This is a genomic window from Demequina phytophila (genome assembly GCF_000971135.1).
Taxonomy (GTDB): Bacteria; Actinomycetota; Actinomycetes; order Actinomycetales; family Demequinaceae; genus Demequina; species Demequina phytophila.
In genome coordinates, this window is sequence record NZ_BBLW01000010.1 from 23,721 (window position 1) to 39,035 (window position 15,315).

General features: G+C 70.4%; 12 protein-coding genes and 1 tRNA gene. 7 read left to right on the forward strand and 6 right to left on the reverse strand.

Annotated elements, in window-relative coordinates; translation table 11 throughout:
- Window positions 1-81: 81 nt before the first annotated feature.
- The 3 genes from AOM01_RS13810 to AOM01_RS13820 all read right to left on the reverse strand — a co-directional run bounded on the left by AOM01_RS13810 (window position 82) and on the right by AOM01_RS13820 (window position 1,757).
- Window positions 82-169, reverse strand: a tRNA-Ser gene (locus tag AOM01_RS13810).
- 34 nt (window positions 170-203) lie between these two features.
- Window positions 204-1,301, reverse strand: coding sequence for an FUSC family protein (locus AOM01_RS13815; RefSeq protein WP_062294611.1), 1,098 nt, complete (start codon window positions 1,299-1,301; stop codon window positions 204-206).
- Window positions 1,302-1,757: a nucleoside deaminase gene (locus tag AOM01_RS13820; RefSeq protein WP_369401593.1), complete on the reverse strand. Its 456-nt coding sequence runs from the start codon at window positions 1,755-1,757 to the stop codon at window positions 1,302-1,304.
- Window positions 1,758-1,819: 62 nt separating this feature from the next.
- On the opposite strand from AOM01_RS13820, the gene upp reads away from it, so the two are divergent.
- The 5 genes from upp to AOM01_RS13845 all read left to right on the forward strand — a co-directional run bounded on the left by upp (window position 1,820) and on the right by AOM01_RS13845 (window position 9,078).
- On the forward strand, window positions 1,820-2,461 hold the full coding sequence (upp, locus tag AOM01_RS13825) for a uracil phosphoribosyltransferase (protein ID WP_062294616.1): 642 nt from the start codon (window positions 1,820-1,822) through the stop codon (window positions 2,459-2,461).
- 518 nt (window positions 2,462-2,979) lie between these two features.
- A complete protein-coding gene (locus AOM01_RS13830; RefSeq protein ID WP_228374321.1) occupies window positions 2,980-5,979 on the forward strand; it encodes a ribonucleoside-diphosphate reductase subunit alpha in 3,000 nt (999 codons plus the stop codon).
- A 28-nt stretch (window positions 5,980-6,007) separates the two neighbouring features.
- Entirely contained in the window at window positions 6,008-6,997 is a 990-nt protein-coding gene (locus AOM01_RS13835) for a ribonucleotide-diphosphate reductase subunit beta (RefSeq protein WP_062294617.1), read from the forward strand.
- A gap of 170 nt (window positions 6,998-7,167) precedes the next feature.
- Window positions 7,168-8,418, forward strand: a complete 1,251-nt coding sequence (locus tag AOM01_RS13840; RefSeq protein ID WP_228374322.1) for a multidrug effflux MFS transporter — start codon at window positions 7,168-7,170, stop codon at window positions 8,416-8,418.
- Window positions 8,419-8,469: 51 nt separating this feature from the next.
- A complete protein-coding gene (locus tag AOM01_RS13845; protein ID WP_062294619.1) occupies window positions 8,470-9,078 on the forward strand; it encodes a DJ-1/PfpI family protein in 609 nt (202 codons plus the stop codon).
- A 29-nt stretch (window positions 9,079-9,107) separates the two neighbouring features.
- On the opposite strand, the gene AOM01_RS14275 is transcribed toward AOM01_RS13845, so the two are convergent.
- Window positions 9,108-12,149: a sigma-70 family RNA polymerase sigma factor gene (locus tag AOM01_RS14275; RefSeq protein WP_082110279.1), complete on the reverse strand. Its 3,042-nt coding sequence runs from the start codon at window positions 12,147-12,149 to the stop codon at window positions 9,108-9,110.
- Between the two features lie 162 nt (window positions 12,150-12,311).
- Here AOM01_RS14275 and AOM01_RS13855 point away from each other — a divergent pair, with 162 nt between their 5' ends.
- A complete protein-coding gene (locus AOM01_RS13855; protein ID WP_156156003.1) occupies window positions 12,312-13,085 on the forward strand; it encodes a hypothetical protein in 774 nt (257 codons plus the stop codon).
- A 178-nt stretch (window positions 13,086-13,263) separates the two neighbouring features.
- Complete coding sequence (locus AOM01_RS13860) at window positions 13,264-13,875, forward strand: TetR/AcrR family transcriptional regulator (RefSeq protein WP_062294623.1); 612 nt, start codon at window positions 13,264-13,266, stop codon at window positions 13,873-13,875.
- An 8-nt stretch (window positions 13,876-13,883) separates the two neighbouring features.
- Here the strand turns inward: AOM01_RS13860 and AOM01_RS13865 are convergent, their stop codons facing one another.
- Both AOM01_RS13865 and AOM01_RS13870 read right to left on the reverse strand, forming a co-directional pair.
- Entirely contained in the window at window positions 13,884-14,297 is a 414-nt protein-coding gene (locus AOM01_RS13865; RefSeq protein WP_062294625.1) for a heat shock protein transcriptional repressor HspR, read from the reverse strand.
- 55 nt (window positions 14,298-14,352) lie between these two features.
- Window positions 14,353-15,306: a DnaJ C-terminal domain-containing protein gene (locus tag AOM01_RS13870; RefSeq protein ID WP_062294627.1), complete on the reverse strand. Its 954-nt coding sequence runs from the start codon at window positions 15,304-15,306 to the stop codon at window positions 14,353-14,355.
- Window positions 15,307-15,315 lie beyond the last annotated feature (9 nt).

The window sequence follows — 15,315 nt, forward strand, 5'->3', positions numbered from 1 at the left end:
CCGCATCGCCGATACTTCGGAGCGTACCCGGGGACACGAGGAAGCCCTCCCCGAGACTCTCGGGGAGGGCTTCCTCAACGGCGGTGACGGTGGGATTTGAACCCACGGTACGGGGTTACCGTACACAGCATTTCGAGTGCTGCACCTTCGGCCGCTCGGACACGTCACCGCGGAAGAGATTACCGGTAGGTGAACCGAAAAACCTAATCGGCCCGATGGGGCGGGGCGTGCCGGCCGGCGGGATCGGGCGGCGCCGGCGCGTGCAGCAGGGCGGTCGCCACCGCGAGCCCGGCGCCCAGGAGCGTGTCGAGGATCCTCTCGCCGGTCACGCCCAGGTCGCCCAGCTCCCCGGCGCTCGCGGTCACGATGACGAGGGCCATGGGCGTGACCGCGGTGACGGCGATCGCGTAGTGGCGGGAGATCGCGAGCTCGGTGACGAACTGCAGCGCCCCGAGCGTGAGGGCGAGCGCGAGCGGCGGCATGCCGGAGTAGGCGATCGCGAGGTACACGCCCACGCCCGCGACCGTGCCCACGGCGCGGTGGAGGCCCCGCGTGAGCGCTGGACCGCGCCCGGGCACCACGCCGATCACCACGACGCCGGCGGCGACCGTCCAGTATGCGCGGTCGGGATCGACGTAGAGGAGGCTCAGGGCGGTGCCGAGCACCGCGACGATCGCGGTGCGCCACACCAGCTCCTTGGCGCCGCGATCCCAATCGGGCCGGGCCAGCAGCACGGACAGCGGGCGGGGCTTCACCTGCCAATGCACGCGCCTCACCAGCGGCGCGATGCTCGCGACCACCGCCCATGCGCAGCCCGCGGCGACCGTCAGCACGAGGGTGGCGGGCGGCACCCCGCCGTTCACGGCGTGGCCCGACATGCCGTAGACGAGGATGGGGAACAGCGGGCCCGGCGGGCCCAGCCGGTAGCCGTGCACCGCGATGCCGATCGCGACCGTGACGCCGATGAGCCCGATCGCGGACAGCCACGGGTACGACGCGAGGAAGGCGCCGAGCACGCTGGTCAGGACCAGCACCAGGCCTGCGAGCGGGCGCAGGCGCAGCCGCTCGAGGCGCGGGAGCGCCGCGAAGTAGGGGACGGTGAACGCTCCGGTCGCCGCGATCAGGCCCAGGTCCATCCGGCCTGCCGCGATGCCGGTCACGATCGGCACGGTCATGACGATCGCGGCCTGGAGCGCGATGGGCCAGCGCGGCTCCTTCGCGGGGACGATGGTGCCCAGGCTCACCACCGCGCGCCGCATGCCGTCGCGCCACACGTCGCGCCGCCGCGCCTCCTCCGTCATCTAGCGCCGCGCCTCGAAGAACTCGGTGAGCACCGCCGCGCACTCATGGCCGCGCACGCCGGACACCACCTCCACCTTCGAGCCGATCCGCGCGTCGCGCACCACGTCCCACTGCGAGCCGGTCGCGCCCGCCTTCGCGTCCCATGCGCCCAGCACGAGACGAGGGATCCGCGCCTGCAGCATGGCGCCCGCGCACATGAGGCACGGCTCGAGCGTGACCACCAGGGTGCAGCCGTCGAGACGCCAGGTCCCGAGGGACGATGCGGCGGCCCGGATCGCGACGATCTCGGCGTGGGCGCTGGGGTCGCCGTCGACCTCGCGCAGGTTCCGGCCCTCGCCGAGGACGTCGCCGTCGGGGGACAGGACCACCGCGCCGACCGGCACGTCCCCGGCCCCGCCCGCCAGGCGGGCCTGCGCGAGCGCCCGTCCCATCGCATCGTCCCAGCGGCCTGTCACGAGGCCAGGCTACCGGCGCATCGTCCCGGGTATCCGTGCCCGTCGCGCGTTAGGCTCGACCCATGCATCTGCACGTCGCGGACCACCCGCTCATCCGTCACAAGGTCACCGTGCTGCGCGACAAGCGCACCCCGTCGCCCACGTTCCGCCTGCTGGTGGACGAGCTCGTGACGCTGCTCGCCTACGAGGCGACGCGCGAGGTGCGCGTGGTCGAGTGCGAGGTCGAGACGCCGTTGGTCAAGGCGACGGGCACCAAGATCGCGGATCCGGCGCCCATCATCGTGCCGATCCTGCGTGCGGGCCTGGGCATGCTGGACGGCATGACCCGCCTGCTGCCGAGCGCCGAGGTGGGCTTCCTGGGCCTCAAGCGCGACGAGGAGACGCTCGAGGCGATCACCTACGCGAACCGGCTGCCCGAGGACCTCACGGGGCGCCAGGTGTTCCTCATCGACCCGATGCTTGCGACCGGCGGGTCGCTGGTGGCGGCCATCGAGTACGTGCTCGAGCGCGGCGCGACCGACGTCACCTGCGTCTGCCTGCTCGCCGCGCCCGAGGGCATCGCGCACGTCCAGGAGAAGGTGGGCGACCGCGCCGACGTGTCCGTGGTGGTCGCGCAGGTCGACGAGAGGCTCAACGAGAACGGCTACATCGTCCCGGGCCTGGGCGACGCGGGCGACCGCTTGTACGGGATCGTCGACCTGTAGGCCTCGGGCGGCGCCATCGCGCCGGTCCGTACGGGCGCGGCGCGAGCCGGTCCCCACACAGTTTCTGCAACTACGCCCCCGCTTGGCGGGCGATGCGACGCGAGTTGCGGCGCAGTCGGTGCATGGCGCCGTGCGCGTGTGGATCCCGGTCGCCTCGGCGCGCCCGCCCGCACGCAGCGCGGAGTGGCTGTCAGACCCCGGTGAGACCCTCGAAGAGTGGTCCGAGCCGGCGGTCCCACAGTGTTCAACAGGCTGCGGCCCGTCGTCCACACGACACGCCGGGGAGTCCACAGGCTTTACACAAGGTTCTCCACAGAACCACAAGATGTAGGGGACAACGCAATAAAACGCCCCAATATCTTGTTGCACACGGGTGTAATTCGGCGTTATGTTCGAGGGGCGCCTCGAGCGACGACGCGGGTGGATCTTCCCGGAATCCGCCGCCACCCGAGCGCCACGTATGACCGTCCGGCGGGGTCCCCCACGAGGCCCGTCCGGAGTCCATCGAGGGGAGCATCGTGACGATCACCGAGAACACCACGGGAGCCCTGACGGGCGGCACCGGCGCCGTCCCCGTCGTCGCTACCGGAATCCAGGTCACCAAGCGCGACGGCACGCGCGAGCCGTACAACGCGGACCGCATCAACAAGGCCATCGAGCGCGCCGCCGAGGGCCTGCCCGACCAGATCTCGATGACCACCCAGATCGCGACGGAGCTCGCGATCACGCTGTTCGACGGCATCACCACCGAGCAGCTCGACGAGGCCGCGATCGGCGTCGCCGTGCAGAACGTCAAGGACGACCCTCAGTTCGACATCGTCGCCTCGCGGCTGCTGCGCAAGGTGATCTACAAGCGCGTGCTCGGCGGCTACGACACCGAGCTCGAGCTCGCGTTGCTCCACCAGGCGCGCTTCCCCGGCTACATCCGCGACGCCGTCGAGGATGGCCTGCTCGACACGCGCCTGACGGAGCTGTTCGACCTCGACGCCCTCGCGGCCGCGCTCGACCACACGCGCGACGACCTCATGAAGTACATCGGCACCGTCACCATGCGGAACCGCTACATGATCACCGACCGCCACGGCAAGGCGCTCGAGGTGCCCCAGTACTTCTGGATGCGCGTCTCCATGGGCCTCGCGCTGAACGAGGCGAACCCCACGGAGAAGGCGCTCGAGTTCTACGAGAAGATCTCGCACCTCGACTACCTCCCCGCCGGCTCGACGCTGGTGAACGCCGGCACGTCCTACCCGCAGCTCTCCAACTGCTTCGTCATGCAGATGGAGGACGACATCGAGCACATCGCCAAGTCGGTGCGCGACGTCATGTGGCTCACCAAGGGCACCGGCGGCATCGGCCTGTCGGTCACCAAGCTGCGCTCCGAGGGCTCGCCCATCCGCTCCAACAACACCACGTCGACGGGCCCGATCCCGTTCATGCACACCATCGACTCGACGCTGCGTGCGGTCAGCCGTGGCGGCAAGAAGTTCGGCGCCCTGTGCTTCTACATGGAGAACTGGCACCTCGACTTCCACCAGTTCCTCGACCTGCGCCAGAACTCGGGCGACCCGTACCGCCGCACCCGCACCGCCAACACGGCCGTGTGGATCTCCGACGAGTTCATGAAGCGCGTCGAGGCGGACGCCGACTGGTACCTGTTCGACCCGGCCGAGACCCCCGATCTGGTCGAGCTCACGGGCTCCGCGTTCTCCGCGCGCTACGCCGAGTACGTCGCGCTGGCCGAGGCGGGCCGCATGCGCAGCTTCAAGAAGATGAAGGCGCGCGAGCAGTACAAGTCGATCCTCATCATGCTGCAGACCACGTCGCACCCGTGGCTCACGTGGAAGGACACCATCAACAACCGCGCGCTCAACACCAACACGGGCACCATCCACCTGTCGAACCTCTGCACCGAGATCTGCCTCCCGCAGGACCGCGACAACATCGCAGTGTGCAACCTGGCGTCGGTCAACCTTCCGCAGCACCTCGTCGACGGCAGGATCGACTGGGACCGCATGAAGGACTCGGTGCGCCTCGCGGTGCGCCAGCTCGACAACCTGGTCGACATCACGCTGTCCTCGGTGCCCGAGTCGGAGTTCGCCAACCGTGAGAACCGCGCGATCGGCCTCGGTGTGATGGGCTTCACCGACATCACCGAGCGCCTGGGCCTCGCGTACGAGTCGGAGGAGGCGTACGAGCTCATCGACGAGATCGTCGAGTTCGTGTCCTTCCACGCGATCGACGCGTCCGCGGACCTCGCCCGCGAGCGCGGCTCGTACAGCAACTTCGCCGGCTCCGGCTGGTCTGAGGGCAAGGTGCCGTTCGACACCATCGCGGAGACCGAGGCGGACCGAGGAGTTCCGATCGAGGTCGACCGCACCACCCGTCAGGACTGGGACACGCTGCGCGAGAAGGTGCGCGGCGGCATCCGCAACGCCACCCTCATGGCCGTGGCCCCCACCGCGTCGATCGGCCTCGTCGCGGGCGTCACCCCCGGCTTCGACCCGCAGTTCTCGCAGATCTTCTCCCGCGCGACCAGCTCGGGCAAGTTCCTCGAGGTCAACCGCAACCTGGTGAAGGACCTGCAGGACCTGGGCCTGTGGGAGGCCGTCCGCGACCGCCTGCTCGAGGTCCAAGGCGATCTGTCCCAGATCGACGAGGTGCCTCAGCACCTCAAGGACGTCTACAAGACCTCGTTCCAGCTGTCGCCGTACGCCTTCATCGAGGTCGCGGCGCGCGCCCAGAAGTGGATCGACCAGGCGATCAGCCGGAACATCTACCTCGAGGACCGCGACGTCGACGGCATGATGGAGCTCTACGCCGCGGCATGGAAGCGAGGCGTCAAGACCACGTACTACCTCCACATGAAGCCACGCCACACCGCAGAGCAGTCGACCGTGCGCGTCAACAAGACGGAGAAGATCAACACCACGGGCAACGCGGCCGGCCGCCCGGCCGGCGGCGGGTCCACGGGACCGGCCCGCAAGGGATTCGGCCCGGCACGCCGCGGGTTCGGTGCTGCCAAGGCCGCGGTCACGGCGGTGCCGGGGGACGATGCCCCGGTCGCCCCGGTCGCCCCGGTCGCCCCGGCCGCCCCGGTCGCCCAGTCGGCGCCCCCTGCGGAGCCCAAGCCCGTCACGCGCGGCTTCGGCTCCGTCAAGAAGCCCGAGCCGGCGGCGGACACCACACCGATCGCGACGGTCCCCGAGGTTCAGGCGTCACCCGCGCCGGCCGGTCACCCGACCATCGGTGCGGTCGCCGCGCCCGGTTCGGTGCTGTCGCAGGTCGCGGCCACCGCGTTCGCGGCCGCGCCCCAGCAGCAGCCCGAGGTGCCGCCGGCGTCCCTGCCCGAGACCGCGGATGCCCCGGCGTCGGCGGTGTTCGAGGCGGCCGCGGCCGCACCGGCCGGAGCGCCGCTTCTCAACGTCCTGGAGAGCATCGACGGCGACACCGAGATGGTGGGCGGCGTCGCCTGCCCGGTCGACCCGATGGAGCGGCTCCAGTGCGAGTCCTGCCAGTAAGCGCGTAGCAAGAGGAGATCTCTCAACGATGGGCATTCTCGGAAGCGGCGTGCAGGACGGCCTCCTGCTCAAGCCGATCACCTACCCCTGGGCCTACGACCTGTACAACCAGGCCGTCGCCAACACCTGGTTCCCCAACGAGATCCAACTCGGCGAGGACCTCGCGGACTTCAGGAAGATGACCGACGAGGAGAAGCACGCCATCACGTACCTGATGTCGTACTTCAACCCCAACGAGCTGCTGGTGAACAAGGCGCTCGCGTTCGGCGTCTACCCCTACATCAACGCTCCCGAGGGCCACCTGTACCTCGCGAAGCAGATGTGGGAGGAGGCCAACCACTGCATGTCGTTCGAGTACGTCCTCGAGACGTTCCCGATCGACAGGGAGGCCGCCTACGAGTCCCACGTCACGGTGCCGTCCATGGCCGCCAAGGAGGAGTTCGAGGTGAGGTTCATCCGTCGCATGACGGAGGAGACCCTCGACATCGCCACCACCGAGGGCAAGAAGGACTTCATCCGCAACCTCGTGGCGTACAACATCATCCTCGAGGGCATCTGGTTCTACTCCGGCTTCATGGTGGCGCTGAGCTTCCGCCAGCGGAACCTGCTTCGCAACTTCGGCTCCCTCATGGACTGGATCATCCGCGACGAGTCGCTCCACCTGCAGTTCGGCATCAACCTCATCCTCACCGTGCTCGAGGAGAACGAGGACCTGCAGGACCCCGACTTCGCGGAGGAGATCCGTCAGATGATCCTCAACGCGGTCGCGATGGAGGAGCAGTACAACCGCGACCTGCTTCCCAAGGGCATCCTGGGGCTCAACGCCGACTACGTGAACCAGTACGTCAAGTACCTCGCCGACCGGCGGCTCGAGGAGCTCGGCTTCGACCCGCACTACAACGTGTCGAACCCGGCGAAGTGGATGGCGACCGCCAACGACACCCTCCAGCTGGTGAACTTCTTCGAGGCCACCAACACCTCGTACGAGGTCAACGCCCAAGCGACCAAGAAGCAGTAGGAACTCACAGAACGCCGCTATAGACACCTGTCCAGCAGCGGTTACCATTGCTGTAGACACACGAGACGCCCGGCGCTGAGCGATCGCTCAGCGCCGGGCGTCTCGTCGTGAGCACCCCCCACCCCCCTTGCGCGCCCTCGCGCGCGCCTTCACAGAATGCAGGTCACCACGTGAGCGCCCCCGTCGACACCAAGCCGGTCATCGCCCCGAGCCCCGGGCTCGCGATGGCGCGCCGCCAGAAGCTGCTCTACGTGGTGGTGCTCGGCGCGCTGGTGGCACTCGGGCCCTTCACGGTCGACATGTACCTGCCGGCGTTCCCCACCGTCGCCGCCGACCTCCAGGCCTCCGACGCAGCGATCCAGCTCACGCTCACCGCGACCACCATCGGCTTCGCGCTCGGCCAGCTCGTGGTGGGCCCGCTGAGCGACTCGCTCGGCCGCAAGCGCCCGCTGATCGCCGCCACGGTGCTGCACATCCTCGCGTCGGTCGCCGTCGTGTTCGCGCCCACCGTCGAGTGGGTCATGGCCGGACGCGTGCTCCAGGGCATCGGCGCCGCCGGTGGCGCCGTGGTCGCGATGGCCATGGTGCGCGACCTCTTCGCAGGCCAGGCGCTCATCCGCATGCTCGCGCGCATGGCGCTCGTGACCGGGCTCGCGCCCGTGATCGCGCCGGTGATCGGCTCGCAGCTCCTCAACTTCGTCGACTGGCGCGGCCTGTTCGTCGCGCTCGCGCTGTACGGCACCGCGGTGGTGCTCGTCGTCGGCGGCGTCATCAAGGAGACGATGCCGGCCGAGCGCCGTGGCGCCACGTCGCTCAGCGCCACCCGCGCCCGCTACGCACACCTGCTCGGCGACGCGTCGTTCGTCGGCATCGCGCTCGTGGGCGCGCTCACCTTCTCGGCGCTGTTCGCCTACCTGTCCGCCTCGTCGTTCGTGCTGCAGGACATCTTCGGTCTCAGCGCCCAGGAGTACGGCCTGGTCTTCGGCATGAACTCGATCGGCCTCGTCATCGCCAACCAGGCCTCGGCGCGCCTGATGCGCGTGCTCGCGCCGCGCGCGGTCGCGACCGCGGGCCTGGCGATCATGCTCACCGGCGCGGTGCTCCTCATCGGCGGCGACCTTCTCGACCTGGGCCTCGTCGGCGTGCTCGTGCCGCTGTTCTTCGTGGTCGCCTCCGTCGGCATCATCATGCCGACCGTGCAGATCACCGCGCTCGCCAACCACGGCGCGGAGGCGGGCACCGCGGCTTCCCTCATCGGCGCGCTCAACTTCGGCATCGCCGGCGTCGTGTCGCCGATCGTGGGGGCGATGGGAGTGTCCGTCATGTCGATGGCGATCGTCATGGTGGCCTGCCTCGTGGCCGCCAACGTGATCTTCTGGCTCGTGGTGCGGCCGCGCGTCCAGGCGACCGTCATCGTCTGATCACGGCCCCGCCGCGGGCGACCGCCGCATCGTCCTCGCTACGGTGAGGGTATGGCCACGCGTGCGCTGATACTCCTCTACGACGGCTTCGATCTCATCGACGCCGGCGGACCCTACGAGGTGTTCCTCACCGCCTCGCGCCTGCTCCAGCGCGAGGGGCGGGCCCCTGAGTTCGAGGTGACGCTGGCGACGCCGGGCGGCGGCGACATCGCCGCGTACGGCGGCATGACGCTCACCCGCCTGGCGGACTCCGACACGATCGACGCGTGCGACATCCTGCTGGTCCCCGGCACCATCGACGTCGCGTGCGCGGTCGGAGACGGCGTGCTCATCGAGACGATCGAGCGGCTGTCGAGGCGCACCGGGATGGTCTCCTCCGTCTGCACCGGCGCCTTCCTGCTCGCACGTGCGGGCCTGCTGGACGATGCGCCCGCCACCACCCACTTCGAGGACCTCGGGGACCTGGCGGCCTGCGGCGAGGTGGGCTCCGTGATCGCGGGTGTGCGGTGGGTCGACAACGGCCGGGTCCTCACCAGCGGCGGGCTCACCTCGGGCATCCACCTTGCGCTGCACCTGGTGGCCCGGATCGCCTCTCCCGAACTGGCCGCGCGCACGGCGCACCAGCTCGACATGGACTGGAGCCCCGACCCCACGCGTTGACCCCGCGTGCCGGAGCGTGCTTGCCGCGACTACTTGTCGGGCGTGATCGTGAGCACGAGCGAGCTCAGCAGGAACGCGTCCTCGGTGCCGCTGGAGAGCTGCACCGTGTGGTCGCCCGCCCCCACCTTCTTGGGCTTGAAGAGCTTCGCGTCGGTGCCGAGGCTGTTGCCGAACGCGGACCCGAACGCCGTGGAGTCCGCGGCGTTGCCGGAGTTGGCGCCCACCACGTTCTTGCCGTTCCAGCCGTTCGGGTTGAGCGTGTCGCCGTCGATGGAGATGCGGTTGTCGTGCTTGCCACGGTCGCCCTCGAAGGCGACCATGCCGAGAGTGACGCGCGCGCCACCGTCCGTGTGGAACGGGATGTCGGCCTGAGAGTCGTAGAGCCAGTGGCTGCCGTCAAGCACCACGATCGAGGACTGCGGCAGGTCCTCGTTCTCGTACACGATCGTGATCGCGAAGCCGGCGTAGTAGTTGCCCCCGAGCGACCAGTAGTTGCGCGGGAGGGCGATGTCGGCGAGGGCGTAGCCGCCGTTCCCACCCGCCGCGACCACGTCGGTGATGTCGGCCGTCGCCTGGTAGTAGAGGTAGCCCAGGTCGGTGCTGGTCTCGACGTCGTCCGCGGTGACGTCGACGTACTCGCCGCCAGGCGCCCGGAGGCGGGCGTCGGCGAGGTCGCCGGTCCAGCCGTTGAGGAAGGAGCGGTTCGCCGACCATGTGAGGGTGGCGCTCAGCACCTTCGATCCCTCGGGCATGAGGTCGGTGCCCAGGACGGTCTCCGAGGAGCTGGTCACACCGCCCGCGAGGTTGAGCGGGCGCATCACCTGGGTGTCGTTGTCGTAGCGGTCGTTGGCGTCGGAGCCGGTGAAGGACATCACCTGCTGGCACTCCCGCACCGCCAGGTCGCACCCGAGCAGCGGCGAGCCGACCACGGTCGCGGCCACCCGGCCGGTGCCCTCCCAATCGGGGTCGAGGTCCGGGTCGTCCACCGGCTCGAGGGCGGTGCGCACGCTGAACGTCACGGCGTCGTCCCCGGAGGACGCGCTGAACACCGTCACCGCGTCGTCTGCGAGCTCCTGAGCCGCGGTGATCGCGCTGAGGTCGATGTTGATCGCGGTCGCCGCGCCCGCGCCAAGCGAGTCGAGCGTGCACTCCACCTCGCGGCGGTCATCCGAGACCTCGCAGGTCCAGTCGCCCACGGTCACGGCGGATGCGAACGCGAACTCCAGGTACGACTCGAGAGCGTCCGTGCTCACCGGGGTGGAGCCGCCGCCGCCACCGGCCGGCGCGGAGAAGGTGAGGCCCTCAGGCAGGACGATGCTCGCGGTCACGTCCGCGGCCGCGTCCTCGCCGCCGTTGCTGAGGTCGAGCGACACCGCGGGCGCGGTGCGCGAGATCGAGAGGAAGTTGAGCGGGGGCGCCGCAATCGAGAGGGCCGTGCGTGGGGTGGGGTCGCCGCCGCCGTTGTCGCCGCCGCCGTTGTCGCCGCCGCCGTTGTCGCCGCCGCCGTTGTCGCCGCCGCCGTTGTCACCGCCGCCGTTGTCGCCGCCGCCGTTGTCACCGCCGCCGTTGTCACCGCCGCCGTTGTCACCGCCGCCGTTGTCGCCACCGCCGTTGTCGCCACCGCCGTTGTCACCGCCGCCGTTGTCACCGCCGCCGTTGTCGCCACCGCCGTTGTCGCCACCGCCGTTGTCGCCACCGCCGTTGTCACCGCCGCCGTTGTCGCCACCGCCGTTGTCACCGCCGCCGTTGTCGCCACCGCCGCTGGTGTTCGGGTCGTCGACGCCAGGGGTGCTTCCGTCGTCGGTGCCGGGCGCATCCGTCACCACGGGCACGAACCCGGGCACGCCGCTGACCTCATCGGTCGGTCCGTCGGAGGCATCGTCGGCGGGAATCTCGGTCGTCTCGTCGCCGGGTACGTCGTCGGACGGGTCCGACGGGCTCGGTGACGTGGTCGCTCCGCCGACCGCGGCATCGTCCTCATCGCCCGTGGCGTCGATGGCGGCGGGCTGTGCGCCCGCGTCGCCGGGTGAGGTCTCACCGATGATCCCGAACACGCTCGCACCGGTCGCGATGAGCGACACCACGCCGATGGTGGCGGCGGCGGGCAGTGCGATCGCGGCGATGGCGTTCGCGAACGCGGCGAAGCCGCCCGCGGCCGCACCGCCGCTCACGCTGCTCGCGGCCGAGGCGCCGCTCGCTGCACTGACGGCGCTCGCGGAGGACGAGGCCGCGGCGGCGCCCTCGCCGAGCGCGCCGCCGACAGGAAGCCCGCCCTCGAGGGCCTTGACGCCGAGCAGGCCGAGGAACAGGGGAGCGACGACGGCCCGGAGTCCGCGGTTGACGTCCTCAAGCTCGGCCACCAGCGCAGCACACTTGTCGCAGTTGCGGACGTGCTCATCGACGCGCGAGTGCTCGCGCTTGCTGAGGCCGCCCCGTACGTAGGAGCCGAGCTGCGCGTTCGCCTCGAGGCAGTTCACGGTGTCCGCGACGTTGAGGTGCTGCTGGAGGTACGCCTGGCGCAGAGCCTCGCGGGCGCGGTACGCGAGCGCGGCCACGCCGTTGGCGGAGAGGCCCAGGAGCGGAGCGATCTCCTTGGGGCTCTTCTTCTCGATCTCGGTGTACCAGAGGACGGCGCGCCAGCGCTCGGGGAGCGAGCGGAACGCGTCCGCGACCATCGACTGCTCGAAGGACTCGAGAGCGGGCTCGTCCGAGCCCGCCTCGTAGCCGATCGCGGATTCGAACGGCGACATGTCGTCGCGCGGGCGCGCGCGGTTCGCCTTCTCGATGATGTCGAGGCCCGTGCGCCGCACGATGGTGAACAGGTATGCGCGGAAGGCGAGGTCCGGGCCGTCGCCCTGCTGAAGTGCGCGGAGGATCCTCGAGAACGCCTCGGAGACCACGTCCTCGGCGTCCGCCGCCGTGTTCGTGTACTGGAACGCGACCTTGCGCGCCGCGTCCGCATGGCGCTCGTAGAGCACGCCGAAGGCCGCCGGGTCGCCCGCGCGTACGCCGGCGATCAGCTCTGGGTCGCTGGACGTCTCCGTCCAGAGCGACAGCGCCTCCTGCGACATTCCGTGCTCACTCCTGTAGCCGGATCAGTAGGGGCATTCTTCCTGGTGCATAGGGGGCGTTCAAGCACCGTGAGGGGTTTGTCACACTTCGCGGATCGGGACTCAAGAAAAAAACTTTCAGAACTCGCGTCATCACACCGTCATGGCCCCCTCTCATGGGGCATGACAAGCGAGGTGAACGTCCCGGGTGCAGCTCCCGCCATGCCGCTGCTGCGCCGCTGGGAGGCCGCGAGCATCGGGACGGTGTGGCGCCGTCCCGGCGACTGGTTCACCCCTGCCGCCGAGGCGCTCGCGGAGGCTCTCGAGGGCCGACTCGACACCTCGCCGGCGGCCTACCGCCTGGGTCACGCCCGCGCCCTCGCCGGCGTCGGGATCACCGAGGCGATCGACGACATGGCGGTCCTGTTCCGTGCGGCCGGCTACGAGGCGGCTCCGATCCGCTCCATCCGGGCGCTGTGCGAGGGCTGGACCGAGGGCGACGCCGCAGCACGGGTCGAGCCCGTGATGAACGACCCGGAGTCGGGGCTGGGCAGCAACGACTACCTGGTGGCCCGCCTGGGCGAGGTCTACGGCACCGCCGAGCGTGACGGCATGACCGTGAGCGGCGCGTACGCGCTGGTCCTGGTCGACGTCGCTGCGGCGGACACCGACCCGTGGCAGCGGATGGCCAGGAACGCGGCGATCGGTCAGTCGTTGCGCGATGCCTACGGCAAGGGGCACCCGATGGCCCGTCTCGCCGATGGCCTGTACGCGGTGCTCGTCGAGCGCGGACCCGACATGGGTCGCGGCGTCGCCGAGCTTCGCGATCACATCTCCCGACGTGCCGTGCAGATGCGCGTCGGCAACCTCATGCGGCAGCCACCGCGCGTGTGGATCGAGTCCCTTCCGGACCTCCACGAGTACGCGGTCGAGCTGGTGGATTCGCTCCACCGCTGAGGGGGAGACGAGGGGCCGGTACCGAGCTGAGGGCGGTGCCGGCCCCTCGTCGCGTCTGTCCGGTCCCCGCGCATCCACTGAGGGACGATGCGCGGGGACCGGCAGCACGGCGGTCGCCGAGGCGCCCGGTTCGGTTTGAGGGTCAGCGAATGTACGCCGTTCACTTATCATTTAACCCATGCTTGAAGCCCCTGCCTCCGACCTTCGCGCCCGCCTGCTTGGGAGCGCTCTCACGATCATCGCGGAGCAGGGCGCGAGCGCCCTCACGGTGCGTGCCGTGGCGAAGGCCGCGGGATGCTCGACCATGGGCGTCTACACCCACTTCAGCGGCAAGTCGGGGCTGATCGACGCGGTGGTCGAGTCGGGCTTCGACGCGCTGGACCAGGCGCTCGCGGCGGCGTGGGACGCCACCGGTGGCGGCCGCGACGGTCTCGTGGCGACCGCGGAGGCGTACCAGGGTTGGGCCTTCGCCTCGCCCGCGCAGTTCCAGACCATGTTCTCGCCCGCGATCGCCGGCTACGAGCCCTCGGAGAGCACGCGCGAGCGCACGTGGGAGACCTTCTACGCGCACCGCGCGCGCGTGGCGTCCGCCCTCGACAGCGCCGACGCGGATCCGACCGCCTGGCACGACTCCGCGACCCGGCTGTGGGCCTTCACCCACGGCCACGTCGCGGTCGAGCTCCTGCGCCAGGCCTACGCGACGGCGGACATCGCGGCGTTCGACGCCTCGGAGGTCTCGGTGGTGATCGACCACGAGCTGGCGCGCGCCAGCCTGGACGTCGCGAGCTAGCGGCTCCGCTACTCGCCGATCCCGGTCCACACGACCACGGCGCGACCCTCGTCGCGGCGGACGCGGCGCCCGCGCTCGACGATCACGACATTGCCCGTGGGGCCCGTCGTGAAGATGCGCGAGCCGGTGTCGGCGCGCGGGCGCAGGCGCTCGACCTCGCGCTCGAGACGCTGCACCTCGTGCGACAGGTGCAGGATCCGCTTGATGCCGGCGAGGTTGATCCCCTCGTCCTGGCTCATGCGCTGGATCTCGCGCAGCGTCGCGACGTCGCGCAGCGAGTAGCGACGTCCGCCTCCGGGGCGGCGTCGGGGGACCACCAGGCCCAGCCGGTCGTACTGCCGGAGCGTCTGCGCGTGCATGCCGGCGAGCTCCGCGGCAGCGGAGATGAGGAACACCGGCTCGTCGACGTCTGGCTGCTCCATGATCCACCTCCCTTGCGCCCACGCTAGCGGGCGAGCAATCTCCCTGGTGCGAGACCTACCGCGCGGCGTCCTTGTAGAGATGCTCACGGGGGTCCTGGTCGCCGAGCTCCTCCGCGAGGGCCTCCACCGCCTTCTTGGCGTGGCGCGACAGCTTGTGCGGCACCGCCACCTCGACCGTCACGAGCAGGTCGCCCGTGCCCTTCTTCGAGGTGAGGCCGCGACCCTTGACGCGCAGCGTGGTGCCGGACTGGGTGCCCTGCGGCACCTTGACCTTCACGTGCTCGCCGGCCAGGGTCGGCACCTCGACCTGGGCGCCCAGCGCCGCCTCGTCGAACCGCACCGGCAGCTTCATCCGCAGGTTGAGCCCGTCGGTGGTGAACACCGGGTGCGGCTGCACGTGCACGGTGAGCATGAGGTCTCCTGCGGGGCCCCCGTTGCTGCCGGGCCGCCCCTTGCCGGGCACGCGGATCCGCTGGCCGTCCCTGACGCCGACCGGAAGGCGCGTCGTGATGCGTCCTCCGTCCATGCCGAGCGTCACGGTCGCGCCGGAGGCGGCGTCGCGGAACGACACCTCGGTCGCCGCGGCGATGTCGCCGCCCTTCTGAGGTCCCCGGTTGAATCCGCCGCCGCCGAACATGCCGCCGAGGATGTCCTCGAAGCCGCCGCCGCCGGTCTGGAAGCGCACGTTGCCGCCGCCTCCGCCGAACATGCCGCCGAACATGTCCTCGAAGTTGCCCGTTCCGCCGGGGCCGCCGGCCTGGAAGCGGGCGCCGCCGCCCATGGCGCGGATCTGGTCGTACTGGCGGCGGTCGTCCTCGTTCGAGAGGACCGCGTATGCCTCGCCCACGTCCTTGAACCGCTGCTCGGCGGTCGCGTCGCCCGGGTTGCGGTCCGGGTGCAGGTCGCGGGCGAGGCGGCGGTACGCCTTCTTGACCTCGTCCTGGGTGGCGTCCTTGGAGACGCCCAGCGCCTTGTAGAAGTCCTTGTTGAACCAGTCCTGGCTGGCCATGGCGTCTCC

What these genes read in the sequence shown, in the direction of transcription:
- AOM01_RS13815 (WP_062294611.1), bottom strand. Translation starts at nt 1,301, where the DNA reads ATGACGGAGGAGGCGCGGCGGCGCGACGTGTGGCGCGACGGCATGCGG.
- upp (WP_062294616.1), top strand. Translation starts at nt 1,820, where the DNA reads ATGCATCTGCACGTCGCGGACCACCCGCTCATCCGTCACAAGGTCACC.
- AOM01_RS13835 (WP_062294617.1), top strand. Translation starts at nt 6,008, where the DNA reads ATGGGCATTCTCGGAAGCGGCGTGCAGGACGGCCTCCTGCTCAAGCCG.
- AOM01_RS13845 (WP_062294619.1), top strand. Translation starts at nt 8,470, where the DNA reads ATGGCCACGCGTGCGCTGATACTCCTCTACGACGGCTTCGATCTCATC.
- AOM01_RS14275 (WP_082110279.1), bottom strand. Translation starts at nt 12,149, where the DNA reads ATGTCGCAGGAGGCGCTGTCGCTCTGGACGGAGACGTCCAGCGACCCA.
- AOM01_RS13855 (WP_156156003.1), top strand. Translation starts at nt 12,312, where the DNA reads ATGACAAGCGAGGTGAACGTCCCGGGTGCAGCTCCCGCCATGCCGCTG.
- AOM01_RS13860 (WP_062294623.1), top strand. Translation starts at nt 13,264, where the DNA reads ATGCTTGAAGCCCCTGCCTCCGACCTTCGCGCCCGCCTGCTTGGGAGC.
- AOM01_RS13865 (WP_062294625.1), bottom strand. Translation starts at nt 14,297, where the DNA reads ATGGAGCAGCCAGACGTCGACGAGCCGGTGTTCCTCATCTCCGCTGCC.
- AOM01_RS13870 (WP_062294627.1), bottom strand. Translation starts at nt 15,306, where the DNA reads ATGGCCAGCCAGGACTGGTTCAACAAGGACTTCTACAAGGCGCTGGGC.